Raw genomic sequence first — 23,514 nt, 5'->3', positions numbered from 1 at the left:
ACGTCCGTGTTCTCCTCTTGCCCATGTCCTGGGCCTCATCCGACGCATCCCGACGAGTCATGCGCTCGAACAAGCGGCGCGACACCGCTCCCGAGCTGGCTGTGCGGCGGATCCTGCACACGGAGGGCATGAGGTACCGAGTCGGCTTCCGTGTGTGCCGCGAGACGCGCAGCCGTGCCGACATAGCGTTCACCCGCCAGCGCATCGCCGTCTTCATCGACGGGTGCTTCTGGCACAGCTGCCCGGATCATCTTCACCTGCCGAAGGCGAACGCCGACTACTGGATCCCGAAGCTCGCGCGGAACGTCGAGCGCGATGCGGAGGTGAGCACGGTGCTCCGCGACCTGGGCTGGACCGTGCTGCGGTTCTGGGAGCGCGAGCCGGCGCGGGACGTGGCGGACCGGATCATCGCTGCGGTCGAGAAGGCGCGCTTGTCGGTGTCGACTCCGAGGGATCCCGACGACGCCGATCGGGGCAGCGGATCCCAGTAGCCCCGCCCCCCTTTCACCCCCACACGAGGGCTTACGCCCGAGAGAGCGCGCTCATAGCCTCAGGCGTCGTCACTCGACGACACCACCTGCCGCGTACCCCTTCGTCGCGGCACGCACCCGAGGAGCTCCATGCCCGACGTCCCCTCTGCCGCCCCCGCCGGCTGGTTCCCCGACGGATCCGGCCAGCTCCGCTACTGGGACGGCGCCGCGTGGACGCAGCACTTCGCGCCGATGGTGCAGCCAGTCGCGCCCCAGGCGCAGGCGCCGAAAGACGCGGTGCTGGCCGCCGTCGCCGCCGCGCAGCAGGCCGAGCAGGCGAAGGCCGCTCGCGCCGCGGATGCCGCGCGGGTCCAGGCCGAGCGCGCCGCCGTCGCCGAGCAGCAGCGGGCCGCGAAAGTCGCACAGCGGGAGGCAGCGATGCAGGCCAAGGCCGCGGAGCGCGATGCTACCGTCCGAGCCAAGGCGGAGCGGATGGCGGCGACCATCGCGATCCCCGCACCGACGCCCGCGTGGCCCGCCCCCACGGCCGTCGGGGCGCCGGTCGCGCCTACGGCGTCGACCGCGGTCCTCGGCGACACCCGCCCGGGGATCCATCCGGCGGCGACCTGGATCGTCGCGTCCGTGGCCGCGCTCGTCATCCTCATCAGCGCAGCCGGTGGCGGATTCCGGGGCATGTTTGTGTCCCTCGGCTTGGTCGCGCTCGCGGCCGCCCTCTACACGGTCGTTTTCGGACGCCGCGGGTTTGTCCCCGCCCTCACCTCGCGTCCCCGCGGCACGGTGACCGCGGTCGGCGCCGTCCTGATGCTCATCGTCGGCGCTGCGCTGCCCGCAGGTGCTTCCGGTTCGGCTCCAGCGCCCGCGTTGGCGGCAGTCGCCACCGCGACCCCCAGCCCCACCCCGACGCCGTCCGCGAAGCCCACGCCGGTCGTCCACGTCGTCGAGGACGTCAGCGCGAAGACCGCGACGGATGCCCGCTCGCTGCTCCGCGAGGCCGGCTACGTCGTCCAGTACGTGCTCGAGTCGGGGGAGAAGACCAGCGTCACCGACGGCATGACCGTGAAGTCTCAGAGCCCGGCGCCGGGGTCGCGCGTCGACGGCGGATCCACAGTGACGCTCACGCTGCTGGCGCCCGCCCCGGAGCCCACCGTCGAGCCGACGGTCGCGCCGGCCCCCGCGCCCGCGGCTCCGGCTCCCGCTCCGAAGCCGGCCGCGCCGGCACCTGCGCCGGCCGCTCCGGCGCCGGCGGCTCCCGAGCCCGCGCAGCAGACCGGTGGCATCAACCCCGGCGGCTTCTGCTCTTCGGTGGGCACCGTGGCGCAGGCGGACAACGGACGCAGCTACAAGTGCGGCGGCAAGGGCCCGGACGCCAGCGGGAAGTACCACTGGAACACGATGTGACGGGACCTCACTCGGCGCCGCCTCCGCGTCGCTGGGCGGGGAGCGCGGCGGCCACCTGGCTGAAGTAGGGCTGCTGGCGCCACGCAGCCAGGTCGCCGACCACGTACAGCCGCCGACGAGCGCGGCTTACCGCGACGTTGAGCAGGTTGACGCTCTCCGCCGCCCATGCTCGTGCGCCGGGCTTGTCGGGATCACCACCGAGTACGAGCAGCACGACCTCCGCTTCGCGTCCCTGGGCGGTGTGGATGGTCCCTGCCGTCAGCCCCGGGTAGTCGTGCTTGAGAGCGCCGAGACGATCCGCGACCGAACGGAAGGGCGAGATGGCGATGATCTCATCCGCTCCGACGCCGAGCCCGAGCAGGTAGTCGATCGCGCTCCGGGTGCGCTGCAACTGCCCGGGCTGCAGGTGGCTGCCGGGAGTCGTCGCCGGCTCATCTGCCCAGTGGCTGGGCGTGATGCGAGGACCGTCGGGTCCGTCGAACCGGTCCGGAGGCGTCGCGTGTGACCTGTCGGGCACCGCGTGGAACATCAGTCCCGCGTACGCCATGCGATTGCAGATCGTGAACATCGGATCGTCGCACCTGCGGTGGACGCGCAGCGGTGCGCTCACCCACACGGTCTCGTCGCCCTGAGGCAGGGATGTGCCGAAGCGGGCCACCCGATCGGCGAGGGTCTGCACCGACGCACGAGGCGGGATCCACGCGGGAGTCACCCCATGCGCCTTCGCGAGCGCCCCGACGGTCTTCTGCGGCACGGAGATGATCGGCGGGAGCTGGAGGGGATCTCCGACCGCCACGACCCGTCGAGCCCGCCAGATCGAGGCGGCGGCGTGCTGCGGTGCTGCCTGGCCGGCTTCGTCGATGAGCAGCCAACCGAGCGCTTCGCGTCCGAGCGAGCCGAACATGCGGCCCGATGACGCGAACGTGGTGGAGATCGCGGGGACCACGAGGAAGAAGAGCTGCCACGCCGCCTTCAGCTTCTCGCTCTCGAGGTCGGCAGGAGAGCTGCCGGCCACTACCTGGCATGCGGCGCGCAGACCACGGACCATGGTCGACGCCGCGTTGGCGAGGAAGTCGCGGTGCAGATCCAAGGCCGCGAGGAACAGATCGGAGCGCGCCGCGTCGAGCGTCGCGTCGAGCCAGGGCGCGATCATCTCCCTCTCGTGATCCGCTCGGCCAGCCCCGGGGCGGGGCCCGGGCACGCGGGCGTCGTCCGCCTCGCACTCCTTCGTGGTCGTCGCCAGACGATGGCGAACCGCGGAGAGCTCCTGGCGGGCGGCACGCACCTCCTCCGCGGCACGTGCCCGGGCGACGCCATCGGCTTCGGAGCGTCGTCGCTCCTCGTCGTCGCGGGCCGCGGCCTGGTCCCGCGCGACCTCCAACGGCCGCAGCGCCAGACGCCACTCACGGACCGCGCGTCCGAGGGTGAACAAGGTCTCCCCGAGGCCCGGCTTGACGAGCACATGGTCCTGGATCCTGCCCGCCGCGCGATCGAGCGCCGCAGTGGCCTCCGCTCGTGCGACGGCATGAGCCGCGGACTCGGTCTCCACCTGCGCCGCCCAGGTCTCCAGGCGCACCACCGCGCCCGCGGTCGCGTGCTCCTGCTCCCTCAGGCGCGGGAGCAGGCGGCGTCTGGCGTCCGCCTCGCTCCGCTCGCGGATCAGGTCGTCGACCCTCCGCTCGGCGATCTGGAACGCACGCCGAGCGTCATCCCACGGACGGAACGCCTCCGACCCGTCCCTCCACTGGGTCAGCAGCTCCTGCATGCCCCGTACGGGCGCACGACCATCCGCCGCGCGCCCGTCGCTCTGCTCTCCGAACCAGAAGGAGGAGAAGAACGTGCTGCGGTTCTCCTTCCGCCCGAGCCTCGCCGCGACGAGTCCCCACGCCTCCGCGCCGTCGCTGTCCGAGGACGGCGTGGACGCGCCGTTCCTCCTCATGACCAGGGACGCGAGCTCACCGAAGTAGTCCGCCGATCCCTGCCACCTCTCGTCGATCGCGTCGCGTCCGGGGATCTGCGAGGAGATGTTCTCCACCGCGGAGTTGTTGGACGACGCCACGACCATCTCGAAGCCCGTGAGCTCGGGTCGGAGCTGCGGCACGGACATCCTGTGGCCCTGAGGTCCGTTCCACTGGTGGACGACGGACGTGAACGCGTCCTCGGGCTTCGTCAGGGCGGACAGGCGACGGGCGCGCTCGGTGACGTTGCCCGCCAGGATGTCGCGCAGCATCGTCGTCTTGCCCGTCCCGGGCGGGCCGTTCACCCCCATGAGGCCAGCCGTCGGCATCAGGTCGTGCAGCGCGAGGTCGACGGCGAACTGCTGGCTGGTCGCGAGCGGATGCGACGGCTTCGTGGGCCATCTGCCCTTCGGGAGCCGCTCGATCCCGGCGCCTGCTTCCATGGCGTCGATGTCCGCGACCACGTCGACGCGCCGATCCGCCGCCAGGTCCCCGTCGCCGGTGAGGTAGGCCGACAGGGCGGCTCCCACCTCGCCCTTGGCGACCTGCTCGGACACGGAGGTGAGGTCCTCGAGGTGGAAGCTGTTGAGGAAGTCGATCTCGGGTGCGCCCTCCGCGGTCCGGAGCGACATGGGGACGCTCTGGATCCGGATGGCGTCGGTCGCGAGGTCGGCATCGCCCACCAGTCCCGCCGAGGCATGGGCCAGCTGGAGGAGTCCGCTGAGGGCCTCATCGTCGAGGGGAGCGAGGCCGGCTTCCCCCGCCTCCGCACGCACACCCTCGTGCTCGTCGACCGCTCCGGTCCATGCCTCCGCCGCGCGGCCGAACCCGTCGATCCACTCCCGGCTCGTCGTAGCCGAGCTCGACAGGTGTCCGACCGCCCAAGAGGCCGACGACAGGATCGCGGAATCGGGGACGTACCTGCCGTCGTCGTCGACGAGCAGGCCAGCCGCCGCCGTCGTGCCGCCCGGGCGTTCCTGGTAGGCGTCGCGATCCTCGGGGAACAGGGCGTGCAGTCGCGCGAATGTCGCCTCGAGGGGATACGCACTGAGGTACACGGTGTGCCGCCATACGCGCTTCGAGCCGTGACGCGGAGGGGGGCGGGGCCATCGTCTTCCACGGCAGGGGATCACCAGGACGCCAGGCCGTGACCCGGGCCTCGGAGGTGTCGGTCCGAGAGGTGATCGAGGGGGCCGCCTGCGGATTCAGCAGCTCCAAGAGCAGCCAGAAGCGCAAGGTGCGGAGCTGATGGTCCTGCGTGCGTCGTTCGTCCATTCGGACATGATCACGGATGGCCGCTGGCTCGGGGGCGCCGCACTCCGAGGGCGCGGCGCGTGGTATAGCGGCTACTGGTCGTGCCGGGCCGCGCGGAGATGCGCCGCCCGGCCACCCTCACCGCACCATCCGCACCGTGACCATCTCCGCCCCCTGGTACATCTGCCGCTCCACCCCGCCGTCGCGCGTGAACCCGTTGCGCCGGTAGAAGGCCTCAGCGCGCGGGTTGTCGTCGGCGGCCCAGAGGTAGGCGGGGGAGTCGCCGACGGCCGCGTCGAACAGGGCCTGGCCGGCGCCCGAGCCGTGGGCGGAGGCGACCATGTTGATCGCGTAGAGCTGGAAGGGGCGGGGCGGATCCTCGTCGCGCGCCGGTCCCGAGAGGGCGAAGCCGACGATGCGGTCGCCGATGAGCGCGACGAAGGGCGGCGCTGCGGACGAGGAGGTCAGCGTGCCGCGCCAGTCCTCGGCGCGCGCCGCGACGTCGAGCCCGTCGAGGTACGACGCCGGCAGCAGGTGCGCGTACGTCTCCTGCCAGGTGCGGATGTGGACCTCGGCGATTCCGTCGGCGTCGGCGGGCACGGCGGGGCGGACGGTCGGTGCGGCGGTCATGCCGACACGATACGGGTGCCGTCCGCCGTGGACGGGCCGTCGATGCGAGACCGGGCCGGGAACGCGGACGGTCGCGGACGCATCGAGGGGTGGGGCGCATCCACCCCACCCTCGACCACCCGTCGCTACCGCGCCGTCGCGCGCTCCCGCTCCCGGAGCTCGACCGCGACGGACCCGGCCGCGTCGTCCTCGCCGCGGGAGCCGTAGCCGGAGCCGGCCCCGGCCCCGGCCCCGGCCGCAGCAGCACCCCGCCGCCCCGCGACCGCCTCCCGCGCCGGATCCTTCGCCGCGAGCGCCGCCGCGATCGTCAGCACCGCGTACAGCCCGATGTACGCGCAGAGGATCCACGGGGATCCGCCGCCCCACTGGAGGAACAGCACGGCGAGCAGCGGCGTGAGGCCGACGGAGAAGATGCTGCCGACCTGGTAGCCGAGCGAGACGCCGCTGTAGCGGACGCCCGTCGGGAACTGCTCGGCGAACCACGCGGCCTGCGGGCCGTAGATCGAGTCGTGGAAGACGTTCATGCCGAGCGCGAAGACGAGCGGCAGGAGCAGCAGCGGGCCGGAGTCGAGGAACGCGAAGAACGGCCAGATGAGGATCCCGATGCCGGCCGCGCTCGCGATGGTGAGGCGGCGGCGGCCGACCCGGTCGGAGATCCAGCCCCAGAGCGGCGTCGTCAGCACGCTGAGCGCCGAGACGATGAGCACCGATGTGAGAGCGACGCCCGAGTCGCCGCGCTTCTGGGCGAGGTAGGAGAGCGTGTAGACGGTGAGGATCGAGTAGAGCGCGGGCTGCACGAGGCGGAGGCCGGCGGTGATGAGCACGGCGCGCGGGTGCTTCCGCAGCACGACGCCGAGCGGGAAGCGCTCCACCTGCCCGGCGGCCTTGATGTCGCGGAACTCGGCGGCGTCCTCCACGCGGAGGCGGATCACGAGGCCCACGGCCACGAGCACGGCGCTGAGGAGGAACGGCAGGCGCCAGCCCCACGCGAGGAACGTCTCCTCGCCGAGGCCGAAGCGCGTGGCCGCGAAGACGCCGGTGGCCAGCAGCATGCCGCCCGCGGATCCCATCTGCGTGAACGCGCCGAAGAGGCCGCGGCGGTGGGCGGGGGCGTGCTCGACGGACAGCAGCGCGGATCCGCCCCACTCGGCACCCGCCGCGATGCCCTGCACGAGACGCAGGAAGACGAGGCCGACGACGCTCGCGAGGCCGATGGTCGCGTAGGTGGGCAGGACGCCGATGAGCGTCGACGCGATGCCCATGAGCACCAGCGAGTAGACGAGCATGCGCTTGCGGCCGATGCGGTCGCCGAGGTGCCCGGCGACGATCCCGCCGATGGGCCGCGCGAGGAACCCCACGCCGTACGCGGCGAACGACGAGAGCAGGCCGACCGCGGGCGTCTGGTTCGGGAAGAACTGGCTGCCGAACACGAGCGCGGACGCCGTGGCGTAGAGGTAGAAGTCGTAGTACTCGACGGTGGTGCCGATGAACGACGCCGTGAGGACGCGGCGTCGGCGGCGGGACACGTCGGCCGGAGCCTCGGGCGCGGCGGGCGAGGCGGGTCCGCCGGGCGGCGTGGCGGGCGGGGCGGCGGATGCGGCGGGCGGGGCGGTGGTCATGGCGTCTCCAGCGGTGCGGCTGCGGTGCAGGGGGAGGCCGGGCGGGGATCCGCTCGGGTGCCGCCCACCGTGGCCCGTGATCCCCCGCATGGGGAAGGCCCGCGGTCACGCCGCGTAACGCCCGCCGGTCACGGGACGTCACACGCGGAGGGGACTGCGGAGCGAGCCGAGCGCGTCACGGCGGACACCGCACCGGCGGACGCCCCGCACGCACGAGGGCGGTCGGCGGGCATCGCGCCCACCGACCGCCCTCGGGGCGTGGTGTCCCGTCAGTTCGCGACGGCCGCCGCCAGGTCGTACGCGTCGTGCTCCGTGCCCTGCCAGACGGGGCCGAGCACGTGGCTGCTGTCGCCGTAGTGCTCCGCGACGTTGGCGAACTGCGGGCCGTCGGCGGTGTCGCCCGCGAAGACGGGGCTGCCGGAGGATCCGGCGTTCATGTCGCAGGGGAGCGCGAACTCCTCCACGGACACGCCCTCGGTCAGGCCGCCGCACCGCTGCAGCGTCTGGCCGTCGAAGCGGCCCGCGGCCGGGTAGCCGTAGACCGCCGCGCGCTCGGCGTTCGACTGGTCGAACAGCACGGGCGAGGCACCCACGACGCTCTGGATGTCGCGACCGGAGGTGTCCCGCTTCACGGCGAGGAAGCCGCTGTCGTCGAACTGGTCGTTCTCGTTGCGCTCGTACCAGCCGGAGGGGACGTAGCCGGTGATGATCGGCCACGCGCCGGAGGCCGAGGGCCCGGAGTCGAAGCCGGGGTAGAAGATCATGTGGTCCGAGAAGACCTGGTGCTGGGTGATGCAGTGGCCCGCGGTCGCGATGGTCGACCGATTCGCCGACTCGACCACGTTGGCCGTGCACGCGTAGCCGACGCCGGCCTGCATGTAGTACATCCGGCCGATGTGGGAGACCGGGGCCGCCGGGACGGCGCGGGCGGAGTCCGCGGCGGCGTCCGGGCGCACGGCGTCGGAGCGGGCCGCGTCGTCCGACGTGGCGGTGAGTGCGTCCGCGTCGATCGCGGCGGCGCGGCGTTCGGACGTCCAGAACGCGACGGCGTCGTCGGCCTGCGCGCTCGTCACGTCGACGGCGACCCGGACGGCGTCGGCCCTCGGCGCGATCGCGGTCGCGTGCTCGGCGGCGGTGGCCGACGACGCGGCGCCCAGGAGGGCGGCGCCGAGGCAGACGGCGGCGACGGCGGTGAGGCGCCGTCGGGCGGGGGGAGCGGTGCGGTGGGACATGGGATCCTCTCGGGAGCACTGGGGTGGGGACCGGGCGCGGACGGCGTCCGCGCCCGGTCGATGCGTCGTGGAGCCGTGTCGGCTCCGGGATCACACGGCGATGGCCGCCGTGAGGTCGTAGGCGGACTCCGCGTCGTCCTGCCAGAGCGGACCGACGTTGTGCGTCCCGTCGGACGACAGCTCGGCCACGTTCCCGAACTGCGCACCGTCGGGCCCGTCGCCCTGGAGGATCGGGCCGCCGGACACGCCGCCGGTCATGTTGCAGGCGAGGTCGATCTGCATGGCCGAGGTCGCGTGGCCCGGGCCGACGCAGCGCTCCAGCTCGCTCCCGTCGAAAGGGGGCCCGGCGGGGTAGCCGTACATGCTGGCCTCCTGCGCGGCCGGCTCGAAGAAGCGGACGGGGGACGCACCGGCGACGCTCTGGAGGTCGTCTCCCGCGGCGTCGTGGCCGACGGCGAGGAACGCCGTGTCCTCGGCCTGGTCGCCGTCGTTCCGCTGGTACCACCCGGTCGTGACGTTGCCGCCGACGACGGGGAACTCGCCGACGGCGGGCTGGCCCTCCTCGTAGCCCGGGTAGAAGACCATGTCGGTCGAGAACACCTGGTGCGAGGTGAGGCAGTGGCCGGCGGTGGCGATGGTCGACCGGTTCGCCGACTCCACCACGTTGGCGCTGCAGGAGAAGTAGTCGCCGTCCCGGTGGATGAAGAGGCGGCCCATGTGCGACACCGGCGCGATCCGCTGCGCGTTCGAGACGGCGGATGCGGCCGACGCGGCGAGCGCGTCGTGGGCGGGCGCGGATCCGCTGACGCCGTCGAGGTCGATGGCCGCGGCGCGACGCTCCGGGGTCCAGACCGCGACGGCGGACGCGGCCTCGGCGCTCGAGACCGCGAAGCCGCCGGCCGACGCCGAGCCGGACGCGGAGAGGGCGGCGACGGCGGGTGCCGTCGACTCGTGGGCGTACGCCGCGGAGGCGACGCCCAGGAGGGCGGCCGTGAGGCCGATGACGGCGACGGCGGCGAGGGGCCGGCGTGCGGAGGGGGTGATGCGAGAGGGCATGGAGCATCTTTCGGAGAGGGCCACGGGCTCGTGGCGGAGACGACGCGGACGGTCGTCCGCGCCGTGATGCGGGTGGTGCCTGTCTCCTGGTGCGGCGATCCCGACGGCGGATGCCGGCGGTGGGGGACGACGTCGCCCGCGTGACGCGGAGCGCTCGTCGTCCCCCGTGCGGGATCAGGTCCCGATCGCCCCGGTGAGGTCGTGCGCCGACTGCGCCGCCGCCTGCCAGAGCGGACCGATGTTGTGGGTGACCGTGTAGTCGTACTCGGCCACGTTCGAGAACTGCGCGCCATCGCTGCCCGCGCCGGCGAAGATCGGGCCGCCGGAGACGCCACCCGTCATGTCGCACGCCAGGTCGATCTGCGCGGTGCCCGCTGCCGTGCCCGTGCCGATGCACCGGTCGAGGTGCTCGCCGTCGAAGCGCCCGACGGCGGGGTAGCCGTACGCCGAGACGAGCTGCGTGGCCGGCTGGTCGAAGAGCACGGGCGATGAGCCGACCACGCTGGCGACGGTGTCCCCGTCGCTGTCGGGCGCGACGGCCATGAAGGCCGTGTCCTCCGCCTGGTCGTCGTCGTTCTTCTGGTACCAGCCGGTGAGCACGTTGCCGCCGACGACGGGCCAGACGCCGTAAGGGGAGCCGCCCGACTCGTACTGCGGGTAGAACACCATCTTGGTCGAGAAGGTCTGGTCACGGGTGACGCAGTGCCCGGCCGTCGCGATGGTCGAGCCGTTCGCGGAGTCGACCACGTTCGCCGAGCAGAAGTGGCCGGAGCCCTCCTGCACGTAGTAGATGCGACCGATGTGCGACACGGTGGCGACCTGCTCGGCCTGGTCGTTGGTGCGCGCGGCGTCCGAACTCACGGCGTCCGATGCGGCGTCGCCGGAGCCGGAGTCCTCCGTCGCGGCGGCCAGGCGCTCGGGCGTCCAGTAGGCGACCGCGTCGGAGCCCTGCGCGGCGGGCACCGCGACGCGGACGACGGACGCGGACGCGTCCCGGTGGGCGGCGGACGCGGGTGCCGCGGCGCCGAGGAGGGCGGCGCCGAGGCAGACGGCAGCGATCGCGGCAGAGGTTCGACGGTGCGAACGCGGGTGATGGGGGTGCATGAGGGACCTTCCTGGCGGGGGAGTGACGGCGCGGACGAGCGTCGGCGCCGGAGGGGGCAGGTGCAGGTGCAGGTGCAGATGGAGAGGAGGGCACGGGCCGGGCGCCAGATCGTGGCCCCGCGTCCGTGTGCGCTGACGGTAGCGGCTGCTGGGGCGTTCCTGTGTGCGCGGTGCACAACTCCCATGTGACGGACCGCTACATCCGCCGGGCCCGCATTTCCCCACCCGTGCGACGCTGGGATCCCGACGAGAGGACCCCCATGCCCGACGCCCGGCCCCCGCTCCGCTTCGCCGCGTTCGTGATGAACACCGCGAGCCACATCCAGCACGGGCTGTGGCGCCACCCGTCGGCGCGGCAGCACGAGTTCGACGACGTGCGCCTGTGGGTCGACCTCGCGCAGACGCTCGAGCGAGGCCGCTTCGACGCCATGTTCTTCGCGGACGTGGTCGGGCTCTACGGTCCGGGCGACGGCGCCTACGACGTGAACGCGCGCGAGGGCCTGCAGTTCCCGAGCAACGACCCGTCGGTGCTTATCTCGGCGCTCGCCGTGAGCACCGAGCACCTCGGCTTCGCGTTCACGAGCTCCGTGCTCCAGGCGCACCCGTTCGACTTCGCGCGCAAGGTCTCGACGCTCGACCACATCACGCGCGGGCGCATCGCCTGGAACGTCGTGACGAGCGCGCTCGACGGCGCCGCCCGCAACTTCGGGCACGACGGCCTCGAGGACCACGACGCCCGCTACGCCTGGGCCGACGAGTACCTCGACGTCGTCTACAAGCTGTGGGAGGGTTCGTGGGACGACGACGCGCTCCAGCGCGACAAGGCGCGCGGGGTGTTCTCGGACGCGTCCCGGATCCACCGCATCGACCACGAAGGGCCGCGCTACAGGGTGGCCGGCCCGCACCTGTCGTCGCCGTCGCCGCAGCGCACGCCCGTGCTGTTCCAGGCCGGATCCTCGCCCGTGGGCCGCCGGTTCGCCGCCCGGAACGCGGAGGCGCAGTTCATCCTGTCGTCGACGCCCGAGAAGACCCGCGCCCTCATCGAGGACACCCGGGCGCTCGCCGTGGACGCCGGACGCCGGGCGGACGACCTCTCCTTCTGGCTCGGGCTCTCCTTCATCACGGGCAGCACGGAGGAGGAGGCGAAGCGCAACGAGGCCGAGATCGACGAGTACCTCTCGGCCGACGGGTTCCTCCTGCACTCCAACCTCGGCTTCGACCCGAAGACCGGCGAGCAGCTGGATCCGGCGACACCGCTCTCCGAGGTCGAGACGCAGGCCGGGCAGAGCCACCTGAACTGGCTGCGCGAGGCGTCGCCCGACCGTGAGCCGACCATCGCCGACCTCGCGCGGCTCTCCGCGAAGCTGCGCGGTCGCGTGGTGGGCACGCCCGAGCAGATCGCGGACGTGCTCGCGGGCTGGCAGGAGGCGGGCGTCGACGGCATCAACGTCATCAACTGGACCCTGCCCGGCAGCTACGAGGACTTCGTCGACCACGTGACGCCGGTGCTCCAGGAGCGCGGCCTCCAGCAGCGCGAGTACGCACCCGGCACGCTCCGGCACAAGCTCACGGGACGCGACCGGCTGCCGGAGTCGCACCCGGCGGCGGCCTACCGGGGCGCGTTCTCGTGACGGTCGCCTCAGCGTCGGGCTCCTCCACCGCCGAGCTGCGGGCCGAGTTCCTGCCGCTGTTCGACCGGATCCGCGAGGGCGCCGTCGCCCGCGAGCGTGCCCGGGAGCTCGCGTTCGACGCCGTCGCGCTGCTCCGCGAGGCGGGTTTCGGCGCGATCCGCCTGCCCGTCGCCGACGGCGGGCGCGGCGCGTCCCTGGCCCAGCTCGTGGAGCTCGTGGTCGAGCTGTCGGCGGCCGACGCGAACGTCGGGCACCTGCTCCGCGGCCACTTCGGCTACGTCGAGCTCGTGCTGCGCCGGCCGCCGGGTCCGGCACGCGAGGAGTGGATCCGCCGCATCGCGTCCGGCGCCATCGTCGGGAACGCCACCAGCGAGCAGACCGGGAACACGCTCGCCGACATCTCGACGACGCTCACGGAGCGCGACGGCCGCTGGCTCCTCGACGGCACCAAGTACTACTCCACCGGCACGCTCTACTCCGACTGGATCTACCTGGCCGCCGGTCGCGCAGCCGCCGACGGCGTCGAGCGCGTGACGCTCGCGATCCCGACCGATGCGCCGGGCGTCACCGCGGTCGACGACTGGGACGCCTTCGGCCAGACGCTCACCGCGAGCGGCACGACGACCTTCGAGGCCGTGGAGGTGGATCCGGCGACCGTCACCGCCTACCGCGAGGCGCCGCTGAGCCACATCCAGGCCTTCTACCAGCTGTACCTCGTGGCGGTGCTGGCGGGGATCGCGCAGGAGGTCGAGCGCGACGCGGTGGCCTTCGTGCGCAGCCGCACGCGCACCTACATCCACGCCACCGCGGCGCTCCCGAAGGACGACCCGCAGGTGCTCGAGGTCGTCGGCCGGATCTCCACGGCCGCCTTCGCCGTGCGCGCCGCGACCCTCGCCGCTGCCGCGCTCCTCGACGACGCCGTCGCCACCGCGCCGCCCGGGGAGGCCCTCGACCGGCCGACCCTCGACGCCGCCGAGGACGCGGTCTACCGCGCGCAGGTGCACGCGGTCGACGAGGTGCCCGCCGCCGCGACGCGGCTGTTCGAGGTCGGGGGAGCGTCCGCGACCTCCGGCGGCCGCGCGCTCGACCGGCACTGGCGCAACGCGCGCGTCGTCGCGAGCCACAACCCGGCCGTCTACAAGGCGCGGGTGATCGGCGAGCACGCGGTCGCGGGCCGCGGCCCGGTGGACGCGTGGGCCGCCTACGAGAAGGTGGGCGCGACGGCGTTCCCGCGCTGAGGGCTTACAAGGAGCTTGTTATACTGAGAATCCAGATCCGAGGGTTCGAATGAGGGCAGAGGCTGCAGCCTCCGGAGATACTTCTGCCATGTCGAATCGAGTCCTTAATAACACCGGGTTCGCTCGAGCAGGAATTATTTGCATTTCATCCCATACCTGCCCTTCTAGATCTTGCGTCTCAAAGGTGGGTGAAAATGGATGGATGGCTTTTGGGTTCGCGTCTCGACGAGATATAAAGATAGAAGGATATGGAGACGCGTCGGCGGACATGTCATTCCATGTCAGTGTCTGGAACCCGAACCAGAGGAGCCACTCCTCCTGTCGGCCGTGTGATATTTTGGCATACCAACCATTACCTGCAGAGTCGCGCTCCAAGAGGAGCCCAAATTCCTCTAAGCTTAGGGTCCCCTGAACGGTGAAGTTCAGTCTAGCTCGCCGGGCGTGCTCTGCCATGGCAACTGAAAATCGGTTGAGCGATGCTTGCCACAAGTTGTACTTGTCTTCGATACTAGACAGTAGGCGGTCGTCAATAATCTCTTGAAGATAAGTGGATCTTGCCATTAGCTTCGACTGGCGCCGAATAGCCTTTTCGAACAACTCGTACAACGGGAGCAAGTCTCCTTCGTCGCTCGCCTGCAGGGCAGCGTAGTATTCTCCTCGATCACTGTCGGCCCGCAGCAGTAGTGGTGGGTAGTTGTGGCGAGCTAACTCAATGTTTGCAAGAATTCGCGCCGTACGCCCATTGCCATCTTCGAACGGATGGATGTGGGCCAGCCAGGCGTGCACGGCCGTAGCGGTAAGGAGCGGTTCTCCAGTGCTATTGGCCCACCAATCGCTCAACTCAAGCATGACTCGACCAACTTCGTTCGGCGAAGTGGTCCGGTGGTCAGGTCGTCCTGCTATTTGATTCTCGAACTGCTTATAGGAGCCGCTGCCTCGGACGTCTCCCAAAATAAGCTTATGAAGCGCTCTGATGTCTGCGGCCCGAGGAGCATGCTCGTCTTCCAGCCATGTATCTGCTATTTCGTGGGCGCGATAGAGCCCGAGAACTTCGTACAACTTCGGATCCGCTCGTACGGTCTCAGTTAGCGAATGAAGAGGGCCGACGAGTAGAGCTTGATTATCCTTGATTGACTGCCGGACGTCCCCTTTATTCCAGCGCATGCCCTCCATCGTGTTGCTCTCGGTTACAAGATCAGAGCGCGTTGCAACGAGATATGGGCCGAGAATCGCGTTCGCCTCAGATTTGATCCGTTGACTTGTGAGGACGGCGCGCCGGTGCGTCTCTTGTGACTTTTCTTGAGCTTTTTCGAGGCGGCGTGAAGACACCTCGTCTGTTTCCACCAGGTAAGGCGTCAGTTGTAGTAAGTCTGTAGCGGCAGACATGTGTAGTTCCGTTCATCTAAGGGCTTCGGTCTTGACGTGAGCTCACGTTATTTCGGAAAAGACGCCATCGGTGACGCTGGTATGCATTCCACCTTCCAGTTCCCGCTCGAAAGAATTAAAGAAGCTTGCATCAATTAAAGTCAATGCGCAAGACCCCCATTCGGGCCGGTGTTGCGGACTGAAGACAGGCAGCGTTTTGTTTCTGACTCGTTATCGAGCCGCGCGGTGGCTAAGGGTCTTGGGCTACAAGAGAAGTTGCTCATTTCCTCCAACGGATTGGTGTCCGTTTACGAGAATGTGGGCGCGACGCCCTTCCCGCGCTGAGGGCCGCGACGCGCGTCGCCGTGCCGCCCGACCTGGGGGCGTCCGCGCGCCCGATCGCGACCGGCGCCCTCGGTACGGTGGGAGCGCGGCCGCGACGCCGCGGGACGAGGGGATCCATGACGACGCACGCGCCCAGCCGGCCGCAGCTGGACACGACGCCGCTGACCGGCCGCATCGACCGCGCCGACCTCCGCCGGTTCCGCCGCGAGTTCACCGCCCGGTTCCCGGTGCTCGTCTCGCCGCTGTTCGCGCTCGGCCGCATCGCCCAGGGGATCCTCGCCGTCGTCTCCATCCCGCTCGGCGGCGTCCTGCTCCTCACCGGCGCGCTGGGCGCGATGTTCACGGACGACCCCGAGACCCGCGGCGACGCCCTCGGCATGTCCGTGTTCGCGCTGCCGATGTTCGGCGTCGGCGTCTTCTTCGCGTGGCGCCTCGTCCGCACCCGCCGACGCCGCAGCCGGATCCGCTCCCACTACCGCCTCGCCCGCTTCGGCCGGGTCAACGGGCTGAGCTACGTGCCGGGCCCGATCAGCGACGCGCACATGGGCGAGCCCGCCTCCCGCGGGATGTACGTGACGCGCGTGATGCGGCCGCGCACGGCCCGCCCGGTCGAGTTCGGCAACCACGAGCTCAGCAGCGCATCGAAGGCCGCGGGCATCACCCAGTACGGCGGCTACGCGATGATCGGGCTGCGACGCGAGCTGCCGCACATCCAGGTCATCTCAACCCGCACGCGCCTCCGCCGCGCCATGACGCCGACCCTCGACGTGGCCCGCGACCAGCGCCTGGAGCTCGAGGGCGACTTCGACCGGCACGCCGCGCTGTACTGCCCTGAGGGGTACGAGCGCGACGCCCTGTACCTCTTCACGCCCGACGTGATGGCGGTGCTCGTCGACCGGGTGCGCGGCTTCGACGTGGAGATCCGCGGCGACCGGCTGCTGCTGCGCTCGCCGGCCGACATGGTGACGCTCGATCCCGCGCGCTGGCGCGACGTGATCGACGCGACCGCCGCGCTCATGGCCCAGGTCGACCGGTGGGAGCGCTGGCGCGACGACCGGCTGCTGTCGCTCGAGGGCGAGGAGGCGTCGGTGCTCACGGCGTCCGACGAGGCGCTCGCCGTGCCGCCGCCCGGGAAGGCCCGTCGGCGCGCCCGCCGGTCGCGCGGGGTCGCGGCCGCCGGACACCGCCTCCGCAACCGGCCGACGGTCGGCCTGCTCCTGCTGATCGCGCTCGCCGCGGCCTTCTTCGGCGCCGGCTTCCTCATCACGACGCTGCCGTGACGGGCGAGCGGGCGCTCACCCGGGCGCGGCTCGACACGGATCCGCTCACCGACCGGATCCGGTGGGTTGACCTGCGCGCCTTCCGCCGCCGCTTCCGCCGCGCGCACCCGGAGGCGGAGGGGATCGGCGTGAAGGCGCGGACCGCGCTCATGGTCGTCATCGCCGGCGCGAGCGCCCTCATGGTGGTCCTGCTCGCGGGGATCATGGCCGAGACCCTCGAGGAGGGCGCCCCCGATGCCGCGAGCGAGGCGGCCTGGCAGGCGCTGATCGGCGCCCTGCCCGCGATCCTGCTGGTCGTCTTCGGCAGCTGGGTGACCCGCTCGCGCGAGCGCCGCGGCGGGTACCGCGCGCACCTCCGGCTCGCGCGCTTCGCCGAGGCGAACGGCATGACGTACCTGCCGGGGCCGATGTCCGACGGGCACTTCGGATCGGCGCGCCGCTACTTCGACCTCACCCGGGTGATGCGGCCGACCTCGGCTCCCGGCGTCGAGTTCGGGAACCACGAGATCGTCACGGCGGGCCGGCGCGAGGGGGCGCCGCGCTTCGGCGGGTACGCGATGATCCGGCTCGCGCACGAGATGCCGCACATCCGCGTGATCGCGCGGCGGGGTCTCCTGCGGCGGGCGCTGACGATGATGTCGCGGCCGGAGCGGGAGCAGCGCCTGTCGTTCGAGGGCGACGTCGACCGCCACTTCGCCCTGTACTGCCCGGCCGGCAGCGAGCGCGACGCGCTCTACCTCTTCACGCCCGACATCCTCGCCCTGCTCATCGACCGGGTGCGCGGCCTCGACGTCGAGGTCGTGGGCGACCGGCTGCTGCTCACCTCGTCCGACGACGTCGTGACGCGCGACCCCGAGCGCTGGCGCGACGTGATCGAGGCGACGACCGCGCTGGTCGCCAAGGTCGACCGGTGGGAGCGCTGGCGCGCCGACCCGATCGAGCGTCCCGAGGACCCGTCCGCGCTCGACGCCGTGCTGCGGGCGGTGGGCCTGCCGGAGCCGGACCGCGCATCCCGTCCGCGGCCGGTGCGCCGACTGCGGATGACGCCGACGCTCGGCGGCGTCATCGCGGTGGGCGTGCCCCTGCTCCTGTTCGCGGCCGGGATCGTGGCCGTGCTGGTGCTCGACTGACGGGGATGACGCGCCCCGGGCGGCCCCGACCGCGCGCCCTCGCGGGGAGGTCGCGCGCCCTCGCGGAGAGGGCGCGCGACCCGCACGGGATCAGGCGACGTGCGCCTGCGCGGCCCGGTACGCCGCCTCGATGACGCGGTCCCACACGGGCGCGACCACGAGCGGCTGATCCTCCAGGCCGCCGGACAGCACGCTGTACTGGCGGGCGCCCGGGCCGGATCCGTCGAACAGCGGCGCCCCGGACGCGCCCTCCTTCATGTCGCAGTCGAGCTCCTGGCCGGACTGGCCCTCGAGGTGCGTGGCGCGGGCGGTGCCGCTGCAGAGGAACGGCGCGTCGCCCGTGAAGCGGCCCGACGCCGGGTAGCCGATGATGGTCGTGTAGTGCGTGAGCTTCTGGTGGAACTCGACCGGGGACGCGCCGACGGCCTCCGTGAGGGTGCGCCCGTCGGGGCTGCCGACCGTGAGGAACGCCGTGTCGCGCGCCGGATCCAGCGTCTCGCGCCAGCCCGCCGCGAGCGTCACCGAGGTGACCGGCCACACGGTGTACGGCTGGCCCTTCATGTAGCCGGGCACGAAGACCATCCTCGACGGGTCCTTCCCGGGGAACGCGCAGTGGCCCGCGGTGGCCACGGTGAGGCCGTTCTCGGACTCGACGGCGTTGCCCGTGCAGCTCATCTCCTTGCCGTCGACGACGTACGCGACGATGCCGATGTGCGGGACGGGGTCGACCTGCTGGGCCACCGGGATCACCGGCCGGGCGCGGCGCTGCTCGCGGGCGGCGGAGGTCGTGAGCTCGTCCGCGGACGGGGTGTCGTCCGGCGAGGTCGGGGTGCCGGTCACGCGCGTGAGCTCGGGGGATCCCGCGCCCTCGAGCCGCTCGGGCGTCCAGAAGGCGACGGCCTCGGCCGCCTCGGCGGCGGAGCGGGTGACGGTCGCGGGGGCGGGCACGGCGTCGTCGGCGGTGGCGGACGATGCGGGGGAGACGGCCACGAGGGCGAGGAGGCCGGCAGCGCCCGCGACCACGGCGAGGGCCGGGCGGCGGAGGAGCGTGCGGGCGAGGATCCGTGCGGCGGTGCGGGACGCGTGCGTCATGGGCAGCCTTTCCGTGGGGGAGCGACCGCCGGACCGGCGGCCGAGGCATCGACGGTAGCCGTCGGCGGCACCTCCGCGAGCGGACGCCGAACAGCCGACGCGGCTGGAGGCGGACCGAGACGAGGCGACGGATGCGGCCGCGCGCGGCCGTCGCACGGCGCGGGCGACGGCGCGACCGGCCCGCGCGGCGCGTCAGACTGGGGGCATGACCTCGCGCCCCGCCTCCCGCCCGACCGACGCCGATCAGCGGGCGGCGGACCCGCGCATCGCCCCGGACGGAGGCCGCCGCTCGGTCCCGCGCACGCTCGCGCGGATCCTGCTCGGCCTCGTGCTGATCATGGCCGGCACCGGGCACCTCACGGTCGCGCGGGAGTCGTTCCAGGCGCAGGTGCCCACCTGGCTGCCGATGGATCCCGACTTCGTGGTGCTCGCGTCGGGCGTCGTGGAGATCCTGCTCGGCCTCTCGCTCGTGCTGCTCGGACGCTGGCGGATCTGGGTCGGGCTCGTGGTGGCGGCGTTCTTCGTCGCGATCTTCCCCGGCAACATCTCGCAGCTCGTCACCCGCACGCCCGCGTTCGGCCTGGAGACCGACGCCGCCCGCGCCATCCGCCTGGTGTTCCAGCCGCTCCTCGTGCTCTGGGCGCTGTGGTCGACCGGCGCGTGGTCGGCCTGGCGGAACAGGCGCGCCCGCCGCTGACCGGGGTCGAGCGGCGGGCGCGGTGCTGCTCCGAGCGGAGCGGACGGGCGACGGCTAGAGGCCGAGGCGCAGGCGCTGGACGGCGCGCTGCGCGTCGACCGTGCGGTGCCCGATGCCGTACCAGGCGATGGCGCCGACGATCGGCACGAGCACGAGCGCGGCGATCCAGAGGTCGCGGGAGAGCCCCGCGAGCGTCCGGTCGCGGACGACCTGCACGAGGGCCGTCACGATGAGCGCGACGTAGGCGAGGGCGAGCGGCACGACGACGAGCCCGGCGATCAGCGCATCCGACATGGTGGTTCCTCCTCCGTGTGCGTGTCCGGTCGACCCTACCCGCGGGCGGTCCCGACACGCGAGAGCAGGGCGGCCGTCGCGGCCTTGACGCCCGTCTCGATCGTGCCGGCCATGGTCGGCGCGAACTGCGGCGTGTGGTTCCCGGGCGGCGGGGTGGCGCCGCCGAACGCCTCGGGCTCCACGCCGCCGAACGCCCAGTAGACGGTGGGCACGCCGATGGCCTCCCCGAGGATCCCGAAGTCCTCGCTGCCCATGATGGGCGGCGACTCCTTCACCATGTCCTCGCCGAGCTGCGCCGTCAGCGCCGCCACGACGCCGCGCGTCGCCTCCGGGTCGTTGCGGTTGAGCGGGAACGAGACGATCTCCTCGATCTCGGGCTCCGGGGCGCCGCTCGCCGTGGCCTCTGCCAGGATGATCCGCCGCACCGACGCCAGCACGCGCTCGCGCACGGCCGGGTCGAAGGTCCGGATGCTGAGGCCGAGCACCGCGTGCTCGGGGATGATGTTCTCCTTCGTGCCCGCCTGGAACGTGCCCACGGTCACGACGGCCGCGGCCTGCGGGTCGAGCTCGCGGGCGACCACGGTCTGCAGGCGGAGCACGATGGCGCTGGCGGCGACGATCGGGTCGATGGAGTTCTGCGGCTGCGATCCGTGCGCGCCGCGACCCCTCACGGTCACGCGCCACGAGTCGCTCATGCTCATGAACGCGCCCTCGCGCGTGGCGACCATGCCGACGGGGAGCGGGAAGACGTGCTGGCCGAGGACCACCTCGGGGCGCGGCGCCCTCTCCCAGAGGCCGTCGGCGAGCATCGCGCGGGCGCCCTCGCCGGTCTCCTCGCCGGGCTGGAACACGAACACGATCGTGCCCGCCCACGCATCGCGGTTCGCGGCGAGCGCCTGCGCGGTGGTGAGCGCGGCGGCGACGTGGAAGTCGTGGCCGCAGCCGTGCATCGTGGGCACCTCCTTCCCCGACGGGTCGATGCCGGTGTCGCGGCTCGCGTGGGCGAGGCCCGTCTCCTCGAGGATGGGGAGGCCGTCGGTGTCGGCGCGGAACGCGACCACGGGGCCGTCGCCGTTGCGGAGGATCCCGACCACGCCGGTGCCGCCGCAGCGGCTCGTCTCGGCGCCGATGGCCTCCAGGTAGGCCTCGATCGCGGCGGCGGTCGCGTGCTCCTGCATCGACAGCTCGGGGTGCGCGTGCAGCGAGCGGAACAGCTCGTGCGCGTCCCGCACGTCGTCGTCCAGCAGGGTGACACCGGGGTGCACGTCCATCGGGGATCCTCCTCGTAGGTGGGTGGCGTCCCTCGTGGGGACCTCTCCCTCCAGGCTATGCCCGGCCTCGGGGGCGGATCCCGGCGGGCCGAGCGGGGTGGCCGTCCGGCGCTGCACTGCCCGGGCTCGCGTGCCGGGCCTCAGTCGAGGAGATGCGCCGTGTCCCCGAGCGTCGCCACGGTGCGGTTGTGGAACACGTCGTCCTCCACCAGGTGCGTGATGCTGCCGGCCGGCAGGCGGAACGCGACCACGTCGAGCGCGGTCAGCGGCATGCCGATCCACCGGGCGATGACGAACGTGCCCGACCCGCCGTGCGTGACGACGACCACGTGCGGCGCCGGGTCGGCCATGACGGCGCCCATCCCGCGGTAGACGCGGGCCACCCACTCGGCCTTGGTCTCGGCGCCCGCGAGCCCCTCGTCGTGGTGCATCCGCTCGCCGATCGCGGGCGGCGGGACGAAGCGCTCCCGGAACCAGGCGTCCGGCTGCCCCTCGCCCTCGCCGTAGGACTTCTCGCGCAGCTCGGGCACCGCCACCGGGCGTCCGCCGACGCGCGCGGCGACGGCGTCGGCGGTCTGCCGGGTGCGGCGCAGGTCGGACGTGAGGATCGACGTCCCCGCGGGCACGCGCGCGGCGACGGCGTCGGCGATGCGGTCGGCCTGGTCGCGCCCGCGCGGCGTGAGCTCCGAGTCGTGCCAGCCGCCGACGCGCCCCTCGACGTGGTGCGTCGCCTCCGGGTGCGTGACCAGGAGGATCTCCCTCACGCGGGCTCCTCGGGTCGCGGGAGTGGATCGAGGAGCGCCGGGTCGCGGATGATGCCGATGGGCGTCGTATCCAGCCGCACCGACTGCACGACCACGCGCTTCGAGCGGCGGCGGAGGTGGCGGCGGGCCTGCGGGGTCGCGAGGAGGCTGCCGAGCACGAGGCCCGCGCCGATCGCGAGCGTGGTGGCCATGGCGCCGACGAACGCGCCCGTCGCGCCGGAGGTGCCGGCCATCGAGTTGAGCAGCGCCGAGGCGACCGCGAGCGACGGCAGGAGGGAACCGCAGAAGGCGGGCACCGCGATGGCCGTGGCCGACACCCGGAGGCGCGCCGCGACCACCGTCCCGAGCGCGCCGAGCAGCGTCGCGACGAGGAACGTGCCGGCGAGCAGCGGCACGCCCGCCGTGCGGAGGACGTAGAGCGACGTCGTGCCCACGAGCGCGACGGCGATGGCCACGGGCATCACGCGCGCGTTGGCGCCCTGCGTGATCCCCGTCGCGCCGGCTGCGAAGAACGTGGTGATGAGCAGCATCCAGAAGGGCAGGGCGCGGAGGGTGATGTCGGTCGGGTCGACCTCGATGTCGACGCCCGCGGTGAGCGCCAGGCCGCCCGGGATGCCGACCGCGATGCCCGCGACGATGAGCACGATGATCATCGCCCGCGACAGCGCCATGGCCCGGAACCCGGAGATGGCGTCCTGCGCCCACGTGACGATCGTGACGTGGGGGAGGATCAGCACCACCACGGCCGCGACCATGGCGGCCGCGCTCCCGGCGGGCATGATGCCCGACCAGATGGCGAGCGTGCCGATCGCGGCGACGGCGGCCGACTGCACGGCCACCACGAAGAAGGGCGGGATGCCGCGGCGGGCGAGCTGCCGGCCCAGCACCATCGAGCCGATCATCAGGAGGAACGCGCCCACGGCGCCCGCGAGCGAGCCGCCGGCCTGCAGCGAGACGGAGACGCCGAAGAGGCCCATGGACGCGTCGGTGATCCACGACGGCCAGCGCGGCGGCGACTTCAGCACCTCGACGAGGCCGTCGACGGCGCTCGTCATGTCGCGGTCGTCGTGGAGGAGCTCGTCGACGATCTGGTACACGAGCGACAGCCGGTGCAGGTCGCTGCCCTCGGCCGTGACGACGCGCAGCTTCACGAGCGGCGGGCCCTCGTGCGGCGCGTACTGGATCGTGATGGCCGTGCCCGTGATGTCGAGCTCGAGCGGCGCGAGGTTCCACTTCGTGCTCACGGCGACGATGGCGATCTCGACGGCGCGCACGTCGGCGCCGGATGCGAGCATCACCTCGCCGAGGTCGAGGCAGAAGTCGACGATCTGGCGCGGGGAGTAGAGGTCGCCGAGTCGGCCGTGCGCGGGCTCGGTGCCCTCGTAGATGGTGCCGCGGAGGCGCGCGCGGACGTCGCGCATCTCCTGCGGGTTGACGCGGCGGCGGCGCTGGCGCGGCGGACGCGCGGCGCCGGGGTCCCGGCGGGGGCGCCGCGGATCCGCGGGCGGCGGGGTGGTGCTCAGCGCGATCAGCGCTCCGTTCGGTTGCCGGCCCGCGTGGAGCGGGGGCGGATGGTGGATCGGTCCCACCCTAGGCGTCACGAAGGGGACACGCCCGCGCGGCGCCCGACCCGGAAGGGGTCGGACGCCGCGCGGGAGGAACGGA

At 72.5% G+C, this 23,514-nt stretch carries 19 protein-coding genes; 7 read left to right on the top strand and 12 right to left on the bottom strand.

Annotation, left to right across the window (positions count from 1 at the left end; all coding sequences use genetic code 11):
• Positions 1–23 precede the first annotated feature (23 nt).
• Complete coding sequence (locus AWH51_RS11485; RefSeq protein ID WP_063072207.1) at positions 24–491, top strand: very short patch repair endonuclease; 468 nt, start codon at positions 24–26, stop codon at positions 489–491.
• Between the two features lie 129 nt (positions 492–620).
• Positions 621–1,889, top strand: a complete 1,269-nt coding sequence (locus AWH51_RS11480) for a PASTA domain-containing protein (protein ID WP_063072206.1) — start codon at positions 621–623, stop codon at positions 1,887–1,889.
• A 7-nt stretch (positions 1,890–1,896) separates the two neighbouring features.
• Here AWH51_RS11480 and AWH51_RS11475 read toward each other — a convergent pair whose 3' ends face one another.
• The 6 genes from AWH51_RS11475 to AWH51_RS11450 all read right to left on the bottom strand — a co-directional run bounded on the left by AWH51_RS11475 (position 1,897) and on the right by AWH51_RS11450 (position 10,742).
• Positions 1,897–4,905 carry a DEAD/DEAH box helicase gene (locus tag AWH51_RS11475; protein WP_254654550.1) on the bottom strand — a complete coding sequence of 1,003 codons (3,009 nt, stop codon included), beginning with the start codon at positions 4,903–4,905 and terminating at the stop codon, positions 1,897–1,899.
• Between the two features lie 334 nt (positions 4,906–5,239).
• Positions 5,240–5,731: a GNAT family N-acetyltransferase gene (locus AWH51_RS11470; protein ID WP_063072205.1), complete on the bottom strand. Its 492-nt coding sequence runs from the start codon at positions 5,729–5,731 to the stop codon at positions 5,240–5,242.
• Between the two features lie 125 nt (positions 5,732–5,856).
• Positions 5,857–7,350, bottom strand: a complete 1,494-nt coding sequence (locus AWH51_RS11465) for an MFS transporter (protein ID WP_063072204.1) — start codon at positions 7,348–7,350, stop codon at positions 5,857–5,859.
• A 269-nt stretch (positions 7,351–7,619) separates the two neighbouring features.
• On the bottom strand, positions 7,620–8,582 hold the full coding sequence (locus tag AWH51_RS11460; protein WP_063072203.1) for a trypsin-like serine peptidase: 963 nt from the start codon (positions 8,580–8,582) through the stop codon (positions 7,620–7,622).
• Positions 8,583–8,672: 90 nt separating this feature from the next.
• The gene (locus AWH51_RS11455) at positions 8,673–9,638 is read right to left on the bottom strand and encodes a trypsin-like serine peptidase (RefSeq protein ID WP_063072202.1); all 966 of its coding nucleotides are present in this window, start codon (positions 9,636–9,638) and stop codon (positions 8,673–8,675) included.
• Positions 9,639–9,812: 174 nt separating this feature from the next.
• Positions 9,813–10,742, bottom strand: coding sequence for a trypsin-like serine peptidase (locus tag AWH51_RS11450; protein WP_063072201.1), 930 nt, complete (start codon positions 10,740–10,742; stop codon positions 9,813–9,815).
• Between the two features lie 260 nt (positions 10,743–11,002).
• On the opposite strand from AWH51_RS11450, the gene AWH51_RS11445 reads away from it, so the two are divergent.
• Positions 11,003–12,373, top strand: a complete 1,371-nt coding sequence (locus tag AWH51_RS11445; protein ID WP_063072200.1) for an LLM class flavin-dependent oxidoreductase — start codon at positions 11,003–11,005, stop codon at positions 12,371–12,373.
• Positions 12,370–13,611: an acyl-CoA dehydrogenase family protein gene (locus AWH51_RS11440; RefSeq protein ID WP_063072199.1), complete on the top strand. Its 1,242-nt coding sequence runs from the start codon at positions 12,370–12,372 to the stop codon at positions 13,609–13,611. Before AWH51_RS11445 ends, AWH51_RS11440 begins: the two co-directional genes overlap by 4 nt.
• A gap of 18 nt (positions 13,612–13,629) precedes the next feature.
• Here the strand turns inward: AWH51_RS11440 and AWH51_RS15735 are convergent, their stop codons facing one another.
• Positions 13,630–14,955 (bottom strand): Fic family protein, encoded by a 1,326-nt coding sequence (locus AWH51_RS15735; protein ID WP_175345516.1) that lies wholly within the window; start codon positions 14,953–14,955, stop codon positions 13,630–13,632.
• A 482-nt stretch (positions 14,956–15,437) separates the two neighbouring features.
• Here AWH51_RS15735 and AWH51_RS11435 point away from each other — a divergent pair, with 482 nt between their 5' ends.
• Positions 15,438–16,601: a hypothetical protein gene (locus AWH51_RS11435; protein ID WP_063072198.1), complete on the top strand. Its 1,164-nt coding sequence runs from the start codon at positions 15,438–15,440 to the stop codon at positions 16,599–16,601.
• Entirely contained in the window at positions 16,598–17,731 is a 1,134-nt protein-coding gene (locus tag AWH51_RS11430; RefSeq protein ID WP_063072197.1) for a hypothetical protein, read from the top strand. The genes AWH51_RS11435 and AWH51_RS11430 overlap by 4 nt, the downstream gene beginning before the upstream one ends.
• A gap of 90 nt (positions 17,732–17,821) precedes the next feature.
• Here AWH51_RS11430 and AWH51_RS11425 read toward each other — a convergent pair whose 3' ends face one another.
• Positions 17,822–18,823 carry a trypsin-like serine peptidase gene (locus AWH51_RS11425; RefSeq protein WP_063072196.1) on the bottom strand — a complete coding sequence of 334 codons (1,002 nt, stop codon included), beginning with the start codon at positions 18,821–18,823 and terminating at the stop codon, positions 17,822–17,824.
• A gap of 205 nt (positions 18,824–19,028) precedes the next feature.
• Between AWH51_RS11425 and AWH51_RS11420 the strand changes: the two genes are divergently transcribed.
• Positions 19,029–19,520 (top strand): DoxX family membrane protein, encoded by a 492-nt coding sequence (locus AWH51_RS11420; RefSeq protein ID WP_063072195.1) that lies wholly within the window; start codon positions 19,029–19,031, stop codon positions 19,518–19,520.
• Between the two features lie 54 nt (positions 19,521–19,574).
• On the opposite strand, the gene AWH51_RS11415 is transcribed toward AWH51_RS11420, so the two are convergent.
• The 4 genes from AWH51_RS11415 to AWH51_RS11400 all read right to left on the bottom strand — a co-directional run bounded on the left by AWH51_RS11415 (position 19,575) and on the right by AWH51_RS11400 (position 23,270).
• Entirely contained in the window at positions 19,575–19,814 is a 240-nt protein-coding gene (locus tag AWH51_RS11415) for a PLDc N-terminal domain-containing protein (protein ID WP_063072194.1), read from the bottom strand.
• Between the two features lie 35 nt (positions 19,815–19,849).
• Positions 19,850–21,085 (bottom strand): amidohydrolase, encoded by a 1,236-nt coding sequence (locus AWH51_RS11410; RefSeq protein ID WP_063072193.1) that lies wholly within the window; start codon positions 21,083–21,085, stop codon positions 19,850–19,852.
• Positions 21,086–21,225: 140 nt separating this feature from the next.
• On the bottom strand, positions 21,226–21,849 hold the full coding sequence (locus AWH51_RS11405; RefSeq protein ID WP_063072192.1) for a histidine phosphatase family protein: 624 nt from the start codon (positions 21,847–21,849) through the stop codon (positions 21,226–21,228).
• Positions 21,846–23,270 carry a threonine/serine ThrE exporter family protein gene (locus AWH51_RS11400; RefSeq protein WP_254654549.1) on the bottom strand — a complete coding sequence of 475 codons (1,425 nt, stop codon included), beginning with the start codon at positions 23,268–23,270 and terminating at the stop codon, positions 21,846–21,848. The genes AWH51_RS11405 and AWH51_RS11400 overlap by 4 nt, the downstream gene beginning before the upstream one ends.
• Between the last annotated feature and the right edge of the window lie 244 nt (positions 23,271–23,514).

Source organism: Clavibacter tessellarius, from assembly GCF_001618005.1.
In the GTDB taxonomy this organism is placed as follows: domain Bacteria; phylum Actinomycetota; class Actinomycetes; order Actinomycetales; family Microbacteriaceae; genus Clavibacter; species Clavibacter tessellarius_A.
This window is presented reverse-complemented; position numbering and strand designations above follow the sequence as displayed.